General features: G+C 45.0%; 26 protein-coding genes. 14 read left to right on the top strand and 12 right to left on the bottom strand.

Annotation, left to right across the window (positions count from 1 at the left end):
* Positions 1–5: 5 nt before the first annotated feature.
* The 13 genes from rpsH (at position 6) to rplQ (ending at position 6941) form a co-directional block, all read left to right on the top strand.
* Entirely contained in the window at positions 6–398 is a 393-nt protein-coding gene (gene rpsH, locus M4S28_RS16020) for a 30S ribosomal protein S8 (protein ID WP_004736749.1), read from the top strand.
* A gap of 10 nt (positions 399–408) precedes the next feature.
* Positions 409–942 carry a 50S ribosomal protein L6 gene (gene rplF, locus M4S28_RS16015; RefSeq protein WP_004736750.1) on the top strand — a complete coding sequence of 178 codons (534 nt, stop codon included), beginning with the start codon at positions 409–411 and terminating at the stop codon, positions 940–942.
* A gap of 9 nt (positions 943–951) precedes the next feature.
* A complete protein-coding gene (gene rplR / locus M4S28_RS16010; RefSeq protein WP_004736752.1) occupies positions 952–1305 on the top strand; it encodes a 50S ribosomal protein L18 in 354 nt (117 codons plus the stop codon).
* Between the two features lie 14 nt (positions 1306–1319).
* Complete coding sequence (gene rpsE / locus M4S28_RS16005) at positions 1320–1820, top strand: 30S ribosomal protein S5 (protein ID WP_004736754.1); 501 nt, start codon at positions 1320–1322, stop codon at positions 1818–1820.
* 7 nt (positions 1821–1827) lie between these two features.
* Positions 1828–2004 carry a 50S ribosomal protein L30 gene (rpmD, locus tag M4S28_RS16000; RefSeq protein WP_004736756.1) on the top strand — a complete coding sequence of 59 codons (177 nt, stop codon included), beginning with the start codon at positions 1828–1830 and terminating at the stop codon, positions 2002–2004.
* Positions 2005–2009: 5 nt separating this feature from the next.
* On the top strand, positions 2010–2444 hold the full coding sequence (rplO, locus tag M4S28_RS15995; RefSeq protein ID WP_004736758.1) for a 50S ribosomal protein L15: 435 nt from the start codon (positions 2010–2012) through the stop codon (positions 2442–2444).
* Positions 2445–2464: 20 nt separating this feature from the next.
* On the top strand, positions 2465–3799 hold the full coding sequence (gene secY / locus M4S28_RS15990; RefSeq protein ID WP_004736759.1) for a preprotein translocase subunit SecY: 1335 nt from the start codon (positions 2465–2467) through the stop codon (positions 3797–3799).
* A 41-nt stretch (positions 3800–3840) separates the two neighbouring features.
* Positions 3841–3954, top strand: a complete 114-nt coding sequence (gene rpmJ / locus M4S28_RS15985) for a 50S ribosomal protein L36 (RefSeq protein ID WP_000868186.1) — start codon at positions 3841–3843, stop codon at positions 3952–3954.
* 149 nt (positions 3955–4103) lie between these two features.
* Positions 4104–4460 carry a 30S ribosomal protein S13 gene (rpsM, locus tag M4S28_RS15980; RefSeq protein ID WP_004738779.1) on the top strand — a complete coding sequence of 119 codons (357 nt, stop codon included), beginning with the start codon at positions 4104–4106 and terminating at the stop codon, positions 4458–4460.
* 19 nt (positions 4461–4479) lie between these two features.
* Complete coding sequence (gene rpsK, locus M4S28_RS15975; protein ID WP_004738778.1) at positions 4480–4869, top strand: 30S ribosomal protein S11; 390 nt, start codon at positions 4480–4482, stop codon at positions 4867–4869.
* Positions 4870–4900: 31 nt separating this feature from the next.
* Positions 4901–5521: a 30S ribosomal protein S4 gene (gene rpsD / locus M4S28_RS15970; RefSeq protein ID WP_004729814.1), complete on the top strand. Its 621-nt coding sequence runs from the start codon at positions 4901–4903 to the stop codon at positions 5519–5521.
* 22 nt (positions 5522–5543) lie between these two features.
* Entirely contained in the window at positions 5544–6536 is a 993-nt protein-coding gene (locus M4S28_RS15965; RefSeq protein ID WP_004729813.1) for a DNA-directed RNA polymerase subunit alpha, read from the top strand.
* Positions 6537–6560: 24 nt separating this feature from the next.
* The gene (rplQ, locus tag M4S28_RS15960; protein WP_004729812.1) at positions 6561–6941 is read left to right on the top strand and encodes a 50S ribosomal protein L17; all 381 of its coding nucleotides are present in this window, start codon (positions 6561–6563) and stop codon (positions 6939–6941) included.
* Between the two features lie 304 nt (positions 6942–7245).
* Here the strand turns inward: rplQ and M4S28_RS15955 are convergent, their stop codons facing one another.
* The gene (locus M4S28_RS15955) at positions 7246–7740 is read right to left on the bottom strand and encodes a DUF2780 domain-containing protein (RefSeq protein ID WP_017083776.1); all 495 of its coding nucleotides are present in this window, start codon (positions 7738–7740) and stop codon (positions 7246–7248) included.
* Between the two features lie 134 nt (positions 7741–7874).
* A complete protein-coding gene (gene bamJ, locus M4S28_RS15950; RefSeq protein WP_017078817.1) occupies positions 7875–8495 on the bottom strand; it encodes a BamJ family beta-barrel-assembly machinery protein in 621 nt (206 codons plus the stop codon).
* A 213-nt stretch (positions 8496–8708) separates the two neighbouring features.
* On the opposite strand from bamJ, the gene M4S28_RS15945 reads away from it, so the two are divergent.
* Positions 8709–9293, top strand: coding sequence for a LysM-like peptidoglycan-binding domain-containing protein (locus M4S28_RS15945; protein ID WP_249632092.1), 585 nt, complete (start codon positions 8709–8711; stop codon positions 9291–9293).
* Positions 9294–9352: 59 nt separating this feature from the next.
* Here the strand turns inward: M4S28_RS15945 and M4S28_RS15940 are convergent, their stop codons facing one another.
* The 10 genes from M4S28_RS15940 to M4S28_RS15895 form a co-directional block, all read right to left on the bottom strand.
* Positions 9353–10201 (bottom strand): DMT family transporter, encoded by an 849-nt coding sequence (locus M4S28_RS15940; protein ID WP_249632091.1) that lies wholly within the window; start codon positions 10199–10201, stop codon positions 9353–9355.
* Entirely contained in the window at positions 10201–10653 is a 453-nt protein-coding gene (locus tag M4S28_RS15935; RefSeq protein WP_249632090.1) for a GNAT family N-acetyltransferase, read from the bottom strand. The genes M4S28_RS15940 and M4S28_RS15935 overlap by 1 nt, the downstream gene beginning before the upstream one ends.
* A 57-nt stretch (positions 10654–10710) precedes the next feature.
* On the bottom strand, positions 10711–11277 hold the full coding sequence (locus M4S28_RS15930; RefSeq protein WP_004735262.1) for a Crp/Fnr family transcriptional regulator: 567 nt from the start codon (positions 11275–11277) through the stop codon (positions 10711–10713).
* Positions 11278–11348: 71 nt separating this feature from the next.
* Positions 11349–13103, bottom strand: coding sequence for a bifunctional lysophospholipid acyltransferase family protein/GNAT family N-acetyltransferase (locus M4S28_RS15925; RefSeq protein WP_249632089.1), 1755 nt, complete (start codon positions 13101–13103; stop codon positions 11349–11351).
* Positions 13104–13115: 12 nt separating this feature from the next.
* Positions 13116–13559 carry a hypothetical protein gene (locus tag M4S28_RS15920; protein WP_004735264.1) on the bottom strand — a complete coding sequence of 148 codons (444 nt, stop codon included), beginning with the start codon at positions 13557–13559 and terminating at the stop codon, positions 13116–13118.
* 10 nt (positions 13560–13569) lie between these two features.
* Positions 13570–14007 carry a YHS domain-containing (seleno)protein gene (locus M4S28_RS15915; RefSeq protein WP_017091043.1) on the bottom strand — a complete coding sequence of 146 codons (438 nt, stop codon included), beginning with the start codon at positions 14005–14007 and terminating at the stop codon, positions 13570–13572.
* A 9-nt stretch (positions 14008–14016) separates the two neighbouring features.
* Positions 14017–14766, bottom strand: a complete 750-nt coding sequence (locus M4S28_RS15910; RefSeq protein WP_249632088.1) for an NRDE family protein — start codon at positions 14764–14766, stop codon at positions 14017–14019.
* A gap of 2 nt (positions 14767–14768) precedes the next feature.
* Positions 14769–15311: a DinB family protein gene (locus M4S28_RS15905; protein WP_017083769.1), complete on the bottom strand. Its 543-nt coding sequence runs from the start codon at positions 15309–15311 to the stop codon at positions 14769–14771.
* A 19-nt stretch (positions 15312–15330) separates the two neighbouring features.
* Positions 15331–16464 (bottom strand): ATP-grasp domain-containing protein, encoded by a 1134-nt coding sequence (locus tag M4S28_RS15900; protein WP_017078810.1) that lies wholly within the window; start codon positions 16462–16464, stop codon positions 15331–15333.
* A complete protein-coding gene (locus tag M4S28_RS15895; protein ID WP_017083767.1) occupies positions 16461–17048 on the bottom strand; it encodes a DedA family protein in 588 nt (195 codons plus the stop codon). The genes M4S28_RS15900 and M4S28_RS15895 overlap by 4 nt, the downstream gene beginning before the upstream one ends.
* Between the last annotated feature and the right edge of the window lie 120 nt (positions 17049–17168).

Genomic DNA, 17168 nt, shown 5'->3' with positions numbered 1-17168 from the left:
ATCTTATGAGCATGCAAGATCCGATTTCGGATATGCTGACCCGAGTTCGTAACGGTCAGGCAGCAAATAAAGTTGCTGTAAAAATGCCTTCTTCAAAGCTTAAAGTTGCAATTGCTGCATTACTTAAAGCTGAAGGTTACATCGTAGACTTCGCTGTTGACAGCGAAGTAAAACCTGAGCTAGAAGTTACTCTTAAGTACTTCCAAGCTAAACCTGTAATCGAGCAAATCAAGCGCGTATCACGTCCTGGTTTAAGAGTTTATAAAAATAAAGACTCTTTACCTACAGTGATGGGTGGTCTTGGTATTGCAGTTGTTTCTACTTCCAAGGGTCTGATGTCTGACCGTGCTGCTCGCAAAGCAGGTCTTGGCGGTGAAATCATCTGTTACGTAGCTTAAGGAGTAGATTATGTCTCGTGTTGCTAAAGCACCTGTCGCTATTCCAGCTGGCGTAGAGGTGAAACTAAACGGCCAAGAAGTTACTGTAAAAGGTAGCAAAGGTGAGCTTACTCGCGTTCTTAACAGCGCCGTAGTTATTGCACAGGAAGAAAACAACCTAACTTTCGGTCCGAAAGAAGGTGTTACTAACGCATGGGCACAGGCTGGTACAGCTCGCGCTCTAGTTAATAACATGGTTGTGGGTGTTACTCAGGGCTTCGTTAAGAAGTTAACTCTTAAAGGTGTTGGTTACCGTGCTGCTATCAAAGGCAACTCTGTAGGTCTAACACTAGGCTTTTCTCACCCAGTAGAGCACGCTCTACCTGAAGGTATTAAAGCTGAGTGCCCTAGCCAAACTGAGATCATTATTACTGGTTGCGATAAGCAAGTAGTAGGTCAAGTTGCGGCTGACATTCGTTCTTACCGTGCTCCTGAACCTTATAAAGGTAAAGGTGTTCGTTACGCAGATGAAAATGTGCGTACTAAAGAAGCTAAGAAGAAGTAAGGTATCACTATGGATAAGAAAGCATCTCGCATCCGTCGTGCTACACGTGCACGTCGTAAGATTGCAGAACTTGGCGCAACTCGCTTGGTAGTACACCGTACTCCTCGCCATGTTTACGCTCAAGTTATCTCGGCAAACGGCTCTGAGGTTATCGCAGCTGCTTCTACTGTAGAAAAAGCGATCCGTGAGCAAGTTAAGAACACTAGTAACGTTGATGCAGCTAAAGCAGTTGGTAAAGCTGTTGCTGAGCGCGCTCTTGAAAAAGGCGTAGCTACAGTTGCATTTGATCGTTCTGGTTTCCAATACCACGGTCGAGTAGCGGCGCTAGCAGATTCTGCTCGCGAAGCTGGTCTGAAATTCTAAGGTAGGGTTGGAAGATGGCTAAAGAACAACAACAAGCTAATGATTTGCAAGAAAAGCTGATCGCTGTTAACCGTGTATCTAAGACGGTTAAAGGTGGTCGAATCATGAGCTTTACTGCACTAACAGTAGTTGGTGACGGTAATGGTCGCGTAGGTTTCGGTTACGGCAAAGCTCGTGAAGTACCTGCTGCGATTCAAAAAGCAATGGAAAAAGCGCGTCGTAACATGGTTACTGTTGCGCTTAACGAAGGCACTCTTCACCACCCGGTGAAAGGTCGTCATTCGGGCTCTAAAGTTTACATGCAGCCAGCTGCTGAAGGTACAGGTGTTATTGCCGGTGGTGCAATGCGTGCCGTACTTGAAGTTGCAGGCGTACATAACGTACTTTCTAAAGCATACGGTTCAACGAACCCAATCAACGTTGTTCGCGCAACGATTGGTGCTCTAGTAGACGTTAAGTCACCAGAAATGGTTGCTGCTAAACGTGGTCTAACTGTTGAATCTATTTCGGAGTAAGAACACGATGGCAACTATTAAAGTAACTCAAACTAAAAGCTCAATTGGTCGCCTACCTAAGCACAAAGCGTGTCTTAAAGGTCTAGGTCTTCGTCGCATCAACCATACAGTAGAACTTGAAGATACACCGTGCGTACGCGGTATGATCAACAAGGTTTACTACATGGTTAAGATTGAGGAGTAATCAGAATGCGTTTGAATACTCTATCACCGGCTGCTGGCTCTAAACCTTCTAAGAAGCGTGTAGGTCGTGGTATCGGTTCTGGCCTTGGTAAAACAGGTGGCCGCGGTCACAAAGGTCAAAAGTCACGTTCTGGCGGCTCTGTTCGTCCAGGTTTTGAAGGCGGTCAAATGCCTCTAAAACAACGTCTACCTAAATTCGGTTTCACTTCTCGTAAGAGCCTAGTGTCTGCTGAAGTTCGTCTAGCTGAGCTAGCGAAAGTAACAGGTGACGTAGTTGATCTTAACAGCCTTAAAGCTGCTAACGTTATCACTAAGAACATCGAGTTTGTTAAGATCGTTCTTTCTGGTGACCTAAGCAAAGCTGTGACTGTTAAAGGTCTACGCGTGACTAAAGGCGCTAAAGCTGCAATCGAAGCTGCAGGCGGTAAAATCGAGGAATAATCTCGAGGAACGAGGTACAGATGGCTAAGAAACCAGGAAAAGATTTTCGTAGTGCTCAAAGCGGCTTAAGTGAACTAAAGTCGCGCTTATTATTCGTAATTGGTGCACTTTTAGTATTCCGAGCCGGCTCTTTTGTGCCGATCCCTGGTATTGACGCAGCTGTACTTGCCGATTTGTTCGATCAGCAAAAAGGTACCATCGTAGAAATGTTTAACATGTTCTCCGGTGGTGCTCTTGAGCGTGCATCTATATTAGCATTGGGTATCATGCCGTACATTTCGGCATCGATCGTAGTCCAATTGCTAACTGTAGTTCATCCAGCGTTAGCGGAACTCAAGAAAGAGGGTGAAGCAGGCCGTCGTAAGATAAGCCAATATACACGCTACGGCACGCTTGTACTTGCAACATTCCAAGCTATTGGTATCGCAACAGGCTTACCAAACATGGTCGACAATCTGGTTGTTATCAACCAAACCATGTTTACGCTTATTGCTACCGTGAGTTTAGTAACTGGTACCATGTTTTTGATGTGGTTAGGTGAACAAATCACTGAGCGAGGAATCGGTAATGGTATTTCCATTCTGATTTTTGCAGGTATTGTTGCTGGATTGCCTTCTGCAATCGGTCAAACAATCGAGCAAGCGCGTCAAGGTGAATTGCATGTGCTTCTTCTGTTGTTTATCGCGGTATTGTCTTTTGCTGTAATTTACTTCGTGGTTTTCATGGAGCGTGGTCAACGTCGTATCGTCGTTAACTATGCGAAGCGTCAACAAGGTCGTAAAGTGTTTGCAGCACAAAGTTCTCATTTGCCACTTAAGATTAATATGGCAGGTGTTATACCAGCGATTTTTGCATCAAGTATTATTTTGTTCCCAGGAACATTAGCGCAGTGGTTTGGTCAAAATGGTGAAAGCAGCGCGTTCGGTTGGTTAACTGACGTGTCATTAGCTCTTAGCCCAGGTCAACCGTTGTATGTAATGCTTTATGCAGCAGCTATAATCTTCTTCTGTTTCTTCTATACAGCGTTGGTGTTTAACCCACGTGAAACAGCTGATAACTTGAAGAAGTCTGGTGCATTCGTACCCGGTATCCGCCCAGGTGAGCAGACAGCGAAATATATCGATAAAGTGATGACTAGACTAACCCTTGCGGGCGCTCTATACATTACTTTTATATGTCTGATTCCTGAGTTCATGATGGTCGCGTGGAACGTTCGTTTCTACTTTGGCGGCACTTCCCTACTAATCGTAGTGGTTGTTATCATGGATTTCATGGCACAGGTACAGACTCATCTGATGTCACAACAGTATGATTCTGTGTTAAAGAAAGCGAATCTGAAAGGTTACGGCCGTTAATTCGGTAGTAATTATTTCGATTCCATTTACGGAGTTTAGCAATGAAAGTTCGTGCTTCCGTTAAAAAAATCTGCCGTAACTGTAAAGTTATCAAGCGTAACGGTGTCGTTCGCGTGATTTGCAGTGAGCCAAAGCATAAGCAACGCCAAGGCTAATCAGCAGAAATTTTTACTTGAAATACTAGGTAGAGTCGAGTATATTCCTCGGCCTACCTTTTGCGTGCAAAAGAAGTAGTATGCCGCAGCGTATCCATAACGGGCTTTGCTGCGGATAATTCTTTTATGAACCCCCTTAGGAGTGAATAATGGCCCGTATAGCCGGCATTAACATTCCTGATCATAAGCATTCTGTAATTGCACTTACTGCAATCTACGGTATTGGTAAAACTCGCTCTCAAGCTATTCTAGCTGAAGTGGGTATTGCTGAAGATGCTAAGATCAGTGAACTAACTGAAGAGCAGATCGATCAACTGCGTGATGGTGTAGCTAAATACACTGTAGAAGGTGATCTACGTCGTGAAGTATCGATGAACATCAAGCGTCTTATGGACCTTGGCTGTTACCGCGGTCTTCGTCATCGTCGCAGTCTACCACTACGTGGACAGCGTACTAAAACCAACGCTCGCACCCGTAAGGGTCCGCGCAAGCCGATCAAGAAATAGTCGGATAAGGTAGAGTACAATGGCAAAACAACCAACTCGCGCGCGTAAGCGCGTACGCAAGCAAGTAGCTGATGGCGTAGCGCACATTCATGCTTCTTTCAACAACACAATCGTAACTATCACTGACCGCCAAGGCAACGCTCTTGCATGGGCTACAGCAGGTGGTTCAGGTTTCCGTGGTTCTCGTAAATCTACTCCGTTCGCAGCACAAGTTGCAGCTGAGCGTTGTGGTGAAATGGCTAAAGAATATGGCCTAAAGAACTTGGAAGTTATGGTTAAGGGTCCAGGTCCAGGTCGCGAATCTACTGTTCGTGCACTGAACGCTGCTGGTTTCCGTATCACTAACATTGTTGATGCGACACCAATCCCTCATAACGGTTGTCGTCCACCTAAGAAACGTCGCGTTTAAGTTTCGTTTCTAGGAATATTGGAGAAAGATCATGGCAAGATATTTGGGTCCTAAGCTGAAGCTTAGCCGTCGCGAAGGTACTGACTTATTCCTTAAGTCTGGTGTCCGTGCGATCGATACCAAGTGTAAAATTGATAACGCACCAGGTGTACACGGCGCTCGTCGCGGTCGTCTATCTGAGTATGGCGTTCAGCTTCGTGAGAAGCAAAAAGTTCGTCGTATCTACGGCGTTCTAGAAAAACAATTCCGCAACTACTACAAAGAAGCTGCACGTCTTAAAGGCAACACAGGTGCAAACCTGCTTCAGCTTCTTGAAGGTCGTCTTGATAACGTAGTTTACCGTATGGGCTTTGGCGCTACTCGTGCTGAATCTCGTCAACTAGTTAGCCACAAGTCTGTTCTAGTTAACGGTAAAGTTGTAAACGTTCCTTCTTTCAAAGTAGCGGCTAACGACGTTGTTTCTATCCGCGAGAAAGCTAAACAGCAATCTCGTATTAAAGCGGCTCTAGAAGTTGCTGAACAACGTGAAAAGCCAACTTGGATTGAAGTAGATGCTAGCAAAATGGAAGGTACATTCAAGCGTATGCCTGAGCGTTCTGACCTATCAGCTGACATCAATGAACACTTGATCGTCGAACTTTACTCTAAGTAAGGTTAAAAAAAGAGAGGACACAATGCAGGGTTCTGTAACAGAATTTCTTAAGCCGCGTCTTGTTGACATTGAACAGATCAATACGACACACGCGAAAGTAACTCTTGAGCCATTAGAGCGCGGTTTCGGCCACACTCTAGGTAATGCTCTTCGCCGCATTCTTCTATCTTCTATGCCGGGTTGTGCCGTAACAGAAGTTGAAATTGAAGGTGTGCTACACGAATACAGCACTAAAGAAGGCGTTCAGGAAGATATCCTGGAAATCCTTCTAAACCTTAAAGGTTTAGCTGTACGCGTTGCTGAAGGCAAAGATGAAGTGTTTATTACACTGAACAAATCAGGCTCAGGCCCTGTTGTTGCAGGTGACATCACCCACGATGGTGATGTAGAGATCGCTAACCCTGAGCACGTAATTTGTCACCTAACGGATGACAATGCTGAGATCGCTATGCGTATCAAAGTAGAACGTGGTCGTGGTTACGTTCCAGCTTCAGCTCGTATCCATACTGAAGAAGATGAGCGTCCTATCGGTCGTCTATTAGTTGACGCTACTTACAGCCCGGTTGATAAAATCGCCTATGCTGTAGAAGCGGCACGTGTAGAACAACGTACTGATTTAGACAAGCTTGTTATCGATATGGAAACGAACGGTACTCTAGAACCTGAGGAAGCAATCCGTCGTGCAGCTACTATTTTAGCTGAACAACTGGATGCGTTCGTAGATCTTCGTGATGTACGTGTACCTGAGGAGAAGGAAGAGAAGCCAGAATTCGATCCTATCCTACTACGTCCTGTAGACGATCTTGAACTAACAGTTCGCTCTGCTAACTGTTTGAAAGCAGAAGCGATTCACTACATCGGTGATCTTGTACAGCGCACTGAGGTTGAGCTACTTAAAACGCCAAACCTTGGTAAGAAATCTCTTACAGAGATTAAAGATGTGCTTGCTTCACGTGGTCTTTCTCTAGGCATGCGCCTAGAAAACTGGCCACCAGCGTCAATCGCTGAAGATTAATCGAAAAGTTAGAAGGATTAGGTCATGCGCCATCGTAAAAGTGGTCGTCAACTCAACCGCAACAGCAGTCATCGCAAAGCGATGTTCAGCAACATGGCTAGCTCTCTTGTTCGTCACGAAGTTATTAAAACTACCGTGCCTAAAGCAAAAGAACTACGTCGCGTAATTGAGCCATTGATTACCCTAGCTAAGACAGACAGTGTTGCTAACCGTCGTCTTGCATTTGCTCGCACTCGTGATAACGAAGTTGTGGCAAAACTATTTAATGAACTAGGCCCGCGTTTCGCGGCTCGCCAAGGTGGTTACACTCGCATTCTTAAATGTGGTTTCCGTACTGGTGATAAAGCTCCAATGGCTTACATTGAGCTTGTAGACCGCCCAGCTGCTGAAGAAGCTGCTGAGTAATCTATACTAGATTCTTAATACAAAAAGCCGAGCATTAGCTCGGCTTTTTTTGTTTCTATCGAATTGAAAAATTGCACCACGATGTTTGGCATTTTTACTTGCCTGCTCTGATCTATTTTTTAAAAATATCTCGTATCTCGTATCTCGTATCTCGTATCTCGTATCTCGTATCTCGTATCTCGTATCTCGTATCTCGTATCTCAAATATCTTTTCTTCCACGCACAAAAAAGAGCACCGAAGTGCCCTTACAATATTCTTCAACTAATCGCTAATCGCTAATCGCTAATCGCTAATCGCGATGGCCTACTGCCAAATAGCGGCAAGTGAATCCATAAGGCCACTCGTTGCACCTTGTGATTGAAGTGCTTGAAGAATGATTGGTGCAAATGTCGTAACCATTGACGAATCCATACCTAATCCAGCAAACGCACTTTCAACAGCACCTTGTGAGCTTAGAACTGATGATAAGCCAGTTGATTCAAGTGAAGACATTCCAGGAATGAGTGATGCGAGTTCTTTATTGTCTGCTGAGCCAAGTGAATTTTGTGCAAGTGCCAACATTGAACCGATACCGCCAATTGCTTGATCGCTGGTAACAGATGCTTGATCAGCAACGGTATCAGCAAGTGGTGTTGTTTCGTTTTGTTGAGACCACATATTCACTGCTGCCATCAGGGCAGTTTGCGATAGTTGGGAATAGTTGGTATCTGATGTTGAACCGGTTTGTTCAGAGTCGCTAGTGCTAGCGCAAGAGACTACAGCAAGGCTGCTGAGCATAGTGATGAGTATTTTCTTCATTATTCTTCCTTAAGTAATAAAGTAATCGACCTATTCACTATAAACGAAAAACGGCGATGTAGTCACATCGCCGTTGGATTATTTTAATTTTATTTGCCTATAGTATTTTGTTTTACTAAAGGTTTTTATAAAAATTAAAGGATAGCTAGAAGTTCTACTTCAAATACTAGAGCTGCAAATGGTGGAATTGCAGCACCTGCGCCGCGCTCACCGTATGCTAGATCTTGAGGGATGTATAGCTTCCACTTAGAGCCAACAGGCATCATTTGTAGAGCTTGTACCCAACCTTGAATTACGCCAGTTACTGGGAATTCAGCAGGTTGACCGCGAGATACAGAGCTGTCGAAAACAGTACCGTCAGTTAGTTCACCGTGGTAGTGAACACGTACTTGCTTGTCTGCAGTAGGGATTTCGCCAGTACCTTCAGTTAGTACTTCGTACTGAAGACCAGACTCAAGAACTGTTACTTCTGAACGAAGAGCGTTGTCAGTTAGGAAAGCTTCGCCGTCAGCAGCAGCTGCTTTAGCTAGTTCTTGACGTGCAGCTTCACCACGAGTGTGTAGCTCTTGTAGTGCGTTGTTGATTTCGTCAACTTCGATAGCTGGCATGTCACCAACTAGAGCTGTTGCGATACCAGCAGCGATTGCGTCAACGTTTAGGCCTTCAAGACCAGAACCAGCAAGTTGTTGGCCCATTTGTAGACCGATACCGTAGCTAGCTTTTTGCTCTACAGTTTCAAATTTTACTTCAGACATGAAAAGTCACTCTTTTTGTCAGTACGAAAAGGGTAAGAATACCAGTATTAGCAGCCTGAATAAACGGCTAGCCCCTGATCACTTACGCTTTACCGTGTCCAAATCACAGCTATGTCAATTTTCTTGCTTTGGTCTCTGTTGTAGCGGAAAGATCTATACTGTTGGTACTTTGGTTTTTATACTGTAGTTATTCAATGTATAGGACGCAGTGGCATGAATCGTCGTCAAAAGAAAAAACAGAAAGTAGACCACTTAGCAGAGTTCAAGGATCGACTGAATCAGGTCAAAGAGAAATTAAGCTCGATCGATATCAAGAAAATGAAAACCTCAACCTTGCAGGCCTGGGGATCATTGCCGAAATTACACCAGAGATTATTGATGGTGATTTCGCCGATCGTATTGATCTTACTTTTTGTGCCGCTACCAGAACCTAAAGTAGACGTAGCCCCAGCAACATCGCGCGTTGAGCTTGAGATAAACACGGTTGGCTTAAGCGAACAGCAAAATGCCAAGAGCAGTTCATCAGAACCGAGTAACAACAACTGGCAGGAGTATCTTGTAAAGCAAGGGGATACGTTAGCGCAGGTTTTTCGAAATAACGACTTGCCGTTGTCTGACTTGAACGCGCTAGTGCGTATTGAAGGGGCAGACAAACCACTTAGTCAGATTCGTAAAGGCCAGCTAGTTCGATTCAAACTCGCCGAGACCGGGAAACTAGACATTCTTCAGCTAGAAAAAGGCAACACTTCGGTGATGTTTTTCCGATTGTCTGACGGTGGCTTTGGCCGTAGTAAGTAGCTCAATACCGATCCTGCGTTAAAGCGTTTAGTCCGATACAGATAGTCGATAGAAAAGAGCTAATGATTAGCTCTTTTTTTTGGTCGCTTGAAAGGTGCAAGCGGTAAGATGATGAGCATAATTCCGATAAAGGTTAACGTATCTGGAATCTCATCAAACCATATAGCGCCTATTATTGCGACAAACACTAAGCCTGAGTATTCAGCCAAGGCAATTTGGCTCGAATGTGCTTTTTGGTAGGCAGCGACCGCAAGTCCGTTGTAGCTTAAGATTAGCGTCGCACTTAATGCTATGTATCCCAAATGTTCCACCGACACCGGCTGCCAGTATAAGAAGCACAGTACTAATGAGGCTGGAATAGAGAATAAGGTTGTCCACCACAGCGTAGTGACCACCGTTTGCTCACTAGGAAGCTTTCTTACCAATACATTGAATAGTGCGAGGGTGAGTGCTGTACCCAAAGCAAACAGTGCTGCCCAATGAAATTGTGATGGCCTCAAGACAATCAATACACCAATAAAACCGATAGTGGTGGCGATAACCTTGCCAAGTGCCGGTTGCTCTTTCAGTAGAAACATAGAGAGAGGTAACATCAACAGGGGCGCGACGTAAAATACTGCGTTGGCGGTAGCCAAAGAAAGGTGGGTGATCGCGACGACCATACATCCGCTGCCGATTAGGATCAGTTGTCCTCGAATAAAGGTCACTTTAGCTTGTTGTAAGCGTCGTTGTTCTTTTTTCTGTTGTAGCCACAAAGGGGTGATGATTAGCAGAGATATCAACTGTCGGAAAAAAATATACTGAAGAGGCGGTACTTCGCCATTCAACAGTTTTACCGCTACGTCGGAAAGCGAGGCAAACAAGTTACCTGCAACCAACAATAGAATACCGACAGTGATATTCGTCATTACTTTTCAAATCTCATGTCTACATGCGGAATATCGTCTTCCAGATACATCTCAGAGATAGTTTCGAACCCGTGACTCGCATAGAAGTTTTCTAGGTGTTGTTGCGCTCCAATATCGATGGTCTTGCTCGGCCAAAGAGTCTCACAGCGTGTTAACGCTTCTTTGATCAATTTATGACCCAAGCCATCACCTCTTGCTGATTGCTTGGTCGCCACTCGGCCGATGCTGGTATTGTCGTAAGAAGTACCTGGTGGTAACAAACGGGCACACGCCACTAGCTCTGCATCAGCATAGCCAAGCAAGTGTTCAACATCTGCGAGTGTATCTTTACCATCGAGCTCTGGATAAGGGCAATTTTGCTCAACAACGAACACATCGACTCGTAATTTAATTAGTTGATAAAGCTGTTGTGTTGAAAGTTCAGAGAAGGGAATTGAGTGCCAAGTGATCATGTTTACATCCAGAGATTATCGATGCTCTGAATGTACTATGTGCGATGATTGTTGGCATTAACTATTGTTAATTCGACCTTTGATTCTGCTCAGGCTGATCGCGGTTATACCGAGGTAAGCCGCAATTTGATTGTCGTTCAAGCGCTGTTCAAGGTCGGGGTAATGTTCGCAGAACAGTTGGTAGCGTTGCTCTGGGGTATAAAGCAACATAAAGCGTTCTTTGTTTTCCTTGTGCATGAGCTGAGTTTCTAACAGCTTTAAATACAGAGGGTTATTTGATGCACGCCACTCGATAACCGCATTCATTGGCAGTTCTAACATTGTGATGGGTGTGAGCGTTTCTAGTAGGTAAGGGGACGCTTGGTTCTTTATCAAACTCTCAAAGCCGATGATCCAGTCTTGTTCCCAGTAGAATTCTTTGCTGTATTGCTTACCGTCATTAGTGAGATAACAAGCGTGGCATAAGCCTTCAAGTACAAAGTAGATCGAACTCGCCATCTCACCTTGATTGATCAGTATGTGTCGGGTTGGCAGTTCAAGCGGCTTCGCGACAGCTAATAGAGATTCAATCTGACTCTCAGAGAAGTCAAAGCTTTGTAGTTGTTCGATAAAAGAGGTGTGCATGAAAATAACCTAACCCAAATAAGTGCCGAAATCATCGCACTTATTTGGGGAGAGGTACAGAGCAGGCTAAATCAATGTCGAGCGTGCTGTTCTAGATAATCTTGAGCGAGGTCTCTGCCCATGTATTTGCCTAGGGTTTTCAATGGTACTTTCTTAAGATTAACCACAATCAAGCCATCCAAGGCATCATTAAACGATGGATCGACGTTAAAGCACACAAGTTTACCGTTCATCCCTAAGTATTGGCGTAGCAGTACCGGTAGGCCTTTCCCTTGCTCCATACGTGCTAACACTTTAGAGAGCAGAGGAACACTCGCCAATGACGATAGCAGGTGATTCTGCCAAAACACATTATTACTGGTATTGAGTGGTGACGAAGGAGAAACCAGATTCGCCTTTTGTTCATCGTAATGGTGTATGGATAAGGTCGTCGCAATCAACAGACGCGCATTATGACTGTAATCATTACTGATACTGACAGGGCCGAATAGGTGAGTGTATTGAGGGTGACGATACACGAAGGCCGCGATACCTTTCCACAATAGTAATAGTGAGTTAAGGCTCTTTTGATAAGGCTTGCTTACTACAGAACGCCCAAGCTCGATACTGTTGTCTAAGGTATCGATGAATTCTTGATTGTAGTTAAACAGGCTACGAGAGTAGAGCTTATCAAGTCCGTGCTCAGCGATGAGCTTGTCGACCATACCAAGTCGGTATGCACCCACTAATTCAGCCTTGGTTTTATTCCAAACAAACAGTTGGTGGTAGTAAAGGTCATACTCATCTAAATCACAGGCAAGCCCGCTGCCTTCTCCGACTTCTCGGAAACTCTCTTCTCTAACTCGACCAATATCGCGCATTAAGTTAGGAATAGATTGGCTTGGAGTACAGTAGACCTCGAAGTCCCCTTGCTCAAGTAACTTCATCTCTTCAGGAAGAGAACCGACCTCTATTGCCAACACTTCTGGTGGAATAGGCGCAATCACTTGGGTGTCAAAAGAGGGCGCGTGGATTGGCGTATTCGGGCTATCTTGTTGGCTCATTAGGTAGGTATTGAGTCGTAGGTAGTTGATGATATCCATCTCTTTTTCAAACGATTTGATCTCTGAATACGGAATCGAAGAGCCAATCGAGATAGAGATAGTCGTCGCCTGTTTATTAAGAAGTTCACGGCCAAGTAAAGCCGTTCTCAGTAGTGGGTGAACACGACCCGCTTGGTAGAAAAGCTCACTGTTCTTGCCATTGATAAAGATAGGCACCGTGGTGGCTTGGTGACGCTTAACAAACTTTGCGACTGATTTGCTCCACTCGATGTCTGTTAGTGTCTTGGCCCCTTTACGGTAACTCGATACTTCGCCAGCAGGGAACACAATCAAGAGTCCACCGTCTGCTAAATGACGATTGGCATCTCGAATAGCTTTAGCATTGGTGCGTTTCGATTCTTTACTGTTAAAGACATCGACCCCAATGAAAAGATCATCCAGTTCAGGCAGTCGCTTGAGCAACTCATTGGCCAACACCTTCACATCCTTTCTTACCGATCCTACGAGATCAGCAAGGATCACGCCTTCAATCGCACCAAGTGGGTGGTTAGCCACAATGACTACTGGCCCTTGTTCGGGAATATTATCAGTGGCGCCTGCTGAAACGGAATAGTCGATATTCAATGCTGACAAGGTGTGATGCATGAATTCAAAGCTAGATAACTCATCAGGTCTATCTTGATAGAGCTTATCTAGCTTAGATAGCCCAGTTGCCCACTCGACAACAGACTCACCTAAACCAAAAGGCGTGTAACGTGGTAAACGAAAAGGACTATCAATCATAATGAAGCTACCTTATTGACTAAAGTTGTTTAGGAAACCGTCTTGATTCTTGAAATCTTTTACACTTAAAAATGCACCGCAAAGCCATACTAGGCATGCCATGCCAAACAGTAATCCGCCGTCATAACCGACAATTTCACCCGCTGCATTAAACTCAGGCATTTGAATACCGAGTGGCGTAAACAGGTGGAAGAAAATCGCGCCACTCATAATTCCCACGCTCATGATGGCACCCAGGCCATGCCAACGAGTAAACAACAAAATGGCCGCAATCAATTCAGCGAACCCAATCAAGTAGCCGCCAAATGAACCGAACCAACTTAAGCCAGACCATGTCGCCAAGGTGCCAAAGATATGCTCAGTCTCGTATGAGCCTGTGAACTTAAAAAACAGCGACTGAACAAATACGAAAGCGATAAATGCCGCAGGAATATGTTTAGCTGGAGTGAATGTCATGGTTATTCCCTTATTTGATCAGTTGCGGCCAAATGGTGTCGGCTTTTTGAATATGTTGTGCTTGGTCTTGTTCCCAACGCTGTTTAATCTCTTGGTCGTAGTTGAGGTAAAGCTTGTTATCAACAATTGTCCATTGGTTCGGGTCACCGGGTGCAAAGTCACTTTTTGCTGAAACAGCCCAAGCGCAATAACCCCCATATTGAGGGGCATATTTTTCAGGATTATTAACAAATAAAGTCAGATTCTTTTCAGAAGAGAAATACCAGTCCGCGCCTTTGTACTCGGTGCTGAATTTTTTACTGCCTTCAATGGGCTTACCTGAAGTGAAATAAGCCACAGTGTCGTAGCCATCGAGCGCCTTACTGCTAAAGAACCCTGTGTAGATTTCATCGGCGGCAAATACGTATGGGCTAACAAGTAGCATGACCATGGTTAATAGTTTTCTCATGATGGATTCCTATAGATTGATTACGGGTGATAAATCGAAGGTAAAACGCTGTTGATTTATCTGGCATGGTTTAATGGGTTCACAAGGCGAGCCGGGCGCGTAAAACATAGAGGCTTGGCCGTGTAGATTGCGTAAGTGTGTAAAGCTCACGGTGTGCGCGTCTTCACGATGCATACAGGTCGCTAAATGAGGTTGTTCGCTGTGATGGTGAGAGTGAAACTGAAGTAAGTTCTGTTGATTCTTACCCGTTGCCATAAGCTGATCGTATTTTGCTTGTCGATAGGCTTGTACTCGCTCTAAATCAACACCGGATGAGAAGAGCGGAGAATCGGTTTCGACTATTTTTTGTTGAATGCCATCCCACATATAGGCGATAACCAAACCATGGTGTTGAGTTAAGTTCGGCGCGAAAGCCAGCAGGGTAAATGGGGCAAAAGAGTGCAGGTCGAGCTGATGAAATGCATCAGAGAGCTTACTGATGTTACGACTCGATGATAGATTCTTGAGTAGCAAACCACGGCTGACTAAAGGTCCAACAGGGACTATGCCTTGATAGTTATTGAGTAGGCATAGCGAAAGCCCGAATTCATTGATACTGATCCAGCTACCACCGCCGGTTGGGTCGAGTGGCATGATGATATCGACGCCGTTAACTCGATATTGTTTAGGTGGCATCGCCAGTGCCCGTGTCTTTTGTTCATCACGATTAAAGAAGACCTGATAGCCATTGTCTTCAAGCAGCCAAGATACTGAACACATGATTATTGCTCCCTCAAATAGCTGCTGGTGGTTGGGGCATAACCGAAGGTATTGCATGTTTCGACATCAAGAAAGGTTGTGATCACCTTGATCATCGCATAGTGATGATTGGCATGCAGAGCAGCAAAGGTGACCTCTCTTTCTAACGTAGAAGGCAGGCTGGCGAATACTTGTGTATCCATTGAAACTTCGGTTTGGATCATGATAGGCGCTTCGAGATCTCTGCGGTCTAGTCGTTCAAGCCAGTTGATCACATAATGGATCTCTTTTACTGCAATTGAGCGGTCGTATTCGACGGGATGACCACGACGGCGAGTGTTGTAATCAACGGTCGCATTCTCTTTTAAAATTAAAGCGTGAAAAAGATCGAGCGTGTGACGAGTATGCTCACCAATAGAGCTTGTGACGTGCGGCTTTGCTCGTGTCAGATAGTCGCTGTCAGATATCGCTAACAAAAACTCTAGACCCTGATTCAATATCTCTACCGCTCCTTTGATGCTAGGAGAGAAAGAAGTGAGGGCGCTTGGTTGGGCTATGGGGTTCATTCATGGTCCTCGTACAAAGTTAGTCAGTGGTCGGATATTGTTGAACAAGACGTCGCTCTTCTTGCCACGCAGCGAATAAGCTTTTGAAAGAAGGAGTCTTATGGCCTCGTTGTTTTTGCTGAGCGCCAATATCAAAAAGAATGCGGTATTGCAGTAGTAGCGTAGAAAATATCTCTCGCAGCGGTGTGTTGCGATCCCAGATATGCCCAGCCTCACTGCTTGCGCCATTGACCTCAAGGATCGTGAAATCCTCGCCGTTCATTAGGCTGTGCATGTCCTTAAACTTGACGTCGAGTCGGCCAAAATGAAAACCATCGAAGTCATCGAATATCTCGTCTAAACGTTCAGTTAAAGCCCGAGTGATGTATTGATTGCCATCGCGGAAGATGCAGCCACGGCTATGGCTACCTGCGAACGCGAGTTGGAACTCTTCGCCCTCTGCGAGCACGTGATCCAATTTATCTTCATGCCTTGGTAGATACAGGTGACTGAGCTGCCCAGCACGCGGGCTATTTTCAATTAACTGCTTGAGTGTCGACTTGCCATCACCCATCACCATTGGCGCATATTTGAGTGTGATCGAGATGATCTCGCCTTGCTTTTTGTTTGGGTAACGAACATAGAAAACGCCAGCTTCTGCCTGATAAGGCGCCTTTTCTTGCAGTAGAAAGCGAGCGTTATTTGGGAAAGATTCAACATATTGCTCAAGTTGATCTTGTGTGTTGATCAGCTTGACGCCTACGCCTCGACAGCCAAGATCTGGTTTAGCGACAATCGGGAAATCAAGATCGGATTGTATGAGTGCGCTGCGTGCATCTTCAGCTTGTTTCTTACCGCTGAGATCCGTTTTGGTGAGGGTGATAAACGGAGAGATCCAACGCTGACTTGAAGATCCGGCAAGGCTCAATATCTCGTGTTTTGATTCGCCTACCATGCCGCTTAACTTGATGCTCGGGTTGGCGATGAGCGGCAGCGCCCAGTCAAAGTGCCGTAACCCTTGCATCAGGCTTTGAATCACCACTGGCGTGTAGAAGAACCAAGTTGGAAGAAACTCATAAGGAGAAACACTGCGCACGGTATCTTTTTCAAGCAAAGGCATGCCTGCATTGATTTGATGTGCTGGAATGATGCGAATATCTTGCGGTGAACTCATGATAATCCTCTAGAGTAGGTTTTATTCATTAATCGATTACCGATAAACAGCAAAGCGATGGCACACGGGATTATGATCCATTGATATTCAGAGGCTTGCAGCCACGCTGATGTCCCTAAATAGTAGATGGCAGAGAAGACAATGCCAGTCCAGATCGCGGTGGCGCTGATGACAGCAAACAAGAAAGTAGGCAGTGGGATGGCGAAAAAGCCACTTAAGGTAAACCCGACGGTGCGAAGCCCTGGAATAAAGCGGATAACAAAAAGGCTGCTGAATGCGTTCTGACGTAATTTGGTACGAAGCGAACGAAAGTACTTATTGGTGAGGGCTTTATATCGAACACCTCGGAAATAACGTCCTGACTTCCCTAAGTAATAAAGACCGAGATCACCCGTGGCAATACCGATGAAAATAGCAAGCAGCGCATATTGAGGAAGTATTAGACCTTGAGTCGCTATACCTGCCGCCGTAACAATCGCAAGATCTTCAAGCAGGTAAGAAAGCGCGATGATGCCAAGCATCAGCCATAGCAGCGACTCTTCTCCTGAATGTAACCATGCTTGAATGCTCTCGACGGTGCTCATCAAATGTCCTTATCTATCCTATAGATGAATGGCTTAACCACCATTCATTGAGTGTAGTAAATTAAATAGACAGGAGGAGCAGATAAAAACTTACAGCTGATTAGTGTTTTTTTGTGTTGG

It is taken from the genome of Vibrio sp. J383 (genome assembly GCF_023503985.1).
GTDB classification, from domain to species: Bacteria; Pseudomonadota; Gammaproteobacteria; order Enterobacterales; family Vibrionaceae; genus Vibrio; species Vibrio splendidus.
Note: the sequence above shows the minus strand (reverse complement) of the source record. Positions and strands in the feature narration are given on the sequence as shown.

Bases quoted from the DNA above. Each gene is read 5' to 3' on its own strand.
- rpsH (WP_004736749.1), top strand. From the start codon at position 6: ATGAGCATGCAAGATCCGATTTCGGATATGCTGACCCGAGTTCGTAAC.
- rplF (WP_004736750.1), top strand. From the start codon at position 409: ATGTCTCGTGTTGCTAAAGCACCTGTCGCTATTCCAGCTGGCGTAGAG.
- rplR (WP_004736752.1), top strand. From the start codon at position 952: ATGGATAAGAAAGCATCTCGCATCCGTCGTGCTACACGTGCACGTCGT.
- rpsE (WP_004736754.1), top strand. From the start codon at position 1,320: ATGGCTAAAGAACAACAACAAGCTAATGATTTGCAAGAAAAGCTGATC.
- rpmD (WP_004736756.1), top strand. From the start codon at position 1,828: ATGGCAACTATTAAAGTAACTCAAACTAAAAGCTCAATTGGTCGCCTA.
- rplO (WP_004736758.1), top strand. From the start codon at position 2,010: ATGCGTTTGAATACTCTATCACCGGCTGCTGGCTCTAAACCTTCTAAG.
- secY (WP_004736759.1), top strand. From the start codon at position 2,465: ATGGCTAAGAAACCAGGAAAAGATTTTCGTAGTGCTCAAAGCGGCTTA.
- rpmJ (WP_000868186.1), top strand. From the start codon at position 3,841: ATGAAAGTTCGTGCTTCCGTTAAAAAAATCTGCCGTAACTGTAAAGTT.
- rpsM (WP_004738779.1), top strand. From the start codon at position 4,104: ATGGCCCGTATAGCCGGCATTAACATTCCTGATCATAAGCATTCTGTA.
- rpsK (WP_004738778.1), top strand. From the start codon at position 4,480: ATGGCAAAACAACCAACTCGCGCGCGTAAGCGCGTACGCAAGCAAGTA.
- rpsD (WP_004729814.1), top strand. From the start codon at position 4,901: ATGGCAAGATATTTGGGTCCTAAGCTGAAGCTTAGCCGTCGCGAAGGT.
- M4S28_RS15965 (WP_004729813.1), top strand. From the start codon at position 5,544: ATGCAGGGTTCTGTAACAGAATTTCTTAAGCCGCGTCTTGTTGACATT.
- rplQ (WP_004729812.1), top strand. From the start codon at position 6,561: ATGCGCCATCGTAAAAGTGGTCGTCAACTCAACCGCAACAGCAGTCAT.
- M4S28_RS15955 (WP_017083776.1), bottom strand. From the start codon at position 7,740: ATGAAGAAAATACTCATCACTATGCTCAGCAGCCTTGCTGTAGTCTCT.
- bamJ (WP_017078817.1), bottom strand. From the start codon at position 8,495: ATGTCTGAAGTAAAATTTGAAACTGTAGAGCAAAAAGCTAGCTACGGT.
- M4S28_RS15945 (WP_249632092.1), top strand. From the start codon at position 8,709: ATGAATCGTCGTCAAAAGAAAAAACAGAAAGTAGACCACTTAGCAGAG.
- M4S28_RS15940 (WP_249632091.1), bottom strand. From the start codon at position 10,201: ATGACGAATATCACTGTCGGTATTCTATTGTTGGTTGCAGGTAACTTG.
- M4S28_RS15935 (WP_249632090.1), bottom strand. From the start codon at position 10,653: ATGATCACTTGGCACTCAATTCCCTTCTCTGAACTTTCAACACAACAG.
- M4S28_RS15930 (WP_004735262.1), bottom strand. From the start codon at position 11,277: ATGCACACCTCTTTTATCGAACAACTACAAAGCTTTGACTTCTCTGAG.
- M4S28_RS15925 (WP_249632089.1), bottom strand. From the start codon at position 13,103: ATGATTGATAGTCCTTTTCGTTTACCACGTTACACGCCTTTTGGTTTA.
- M4S28_RS15920 (WP_004735264.1), bottom strand. From the start codon at position 13,559: ATGACATTCACTCCAGCTAAACATATTCCTGCGGCATTTATCGCTTTC.
- M4S28_RS15915 (WP_017091043.1), bottom strand. From the start codon at position 14,007: ATGAGAAAACTATTAACCATGGTCATGCTACTTGTTAGCCCATACGTA.
- M4S28_RS15910 (WP_249632088.1), bottom strand. From the start codon at position 14,766: ATGTGTTCAGTATCTTGGCTGCTTGAAGACAATGGCTATCAGGTCTTC.
- M4S28_RS15905 (WP_017083769.1), bottom strand. From the start codon at position 15,311: ATGAACCCCATAGCCCAACCAAGCGCCCTCACTTCTTTCTCTCCTAGC.
- M4S28_RS15900 (WP_017078810.1), bottom strand. From the start codon at position 16,464: ATGAGTTCACCGCAAGATATTCGCATCATTCCAGCACATCAAATCAAT.
- M4S28_RS15895 (WP_017083767.1), bottom strand. From the start codon at position 17,048: ATGAGCACCGTCGAGAGCATTCAAGCATGGTTACATTCAGGAGAAGAG.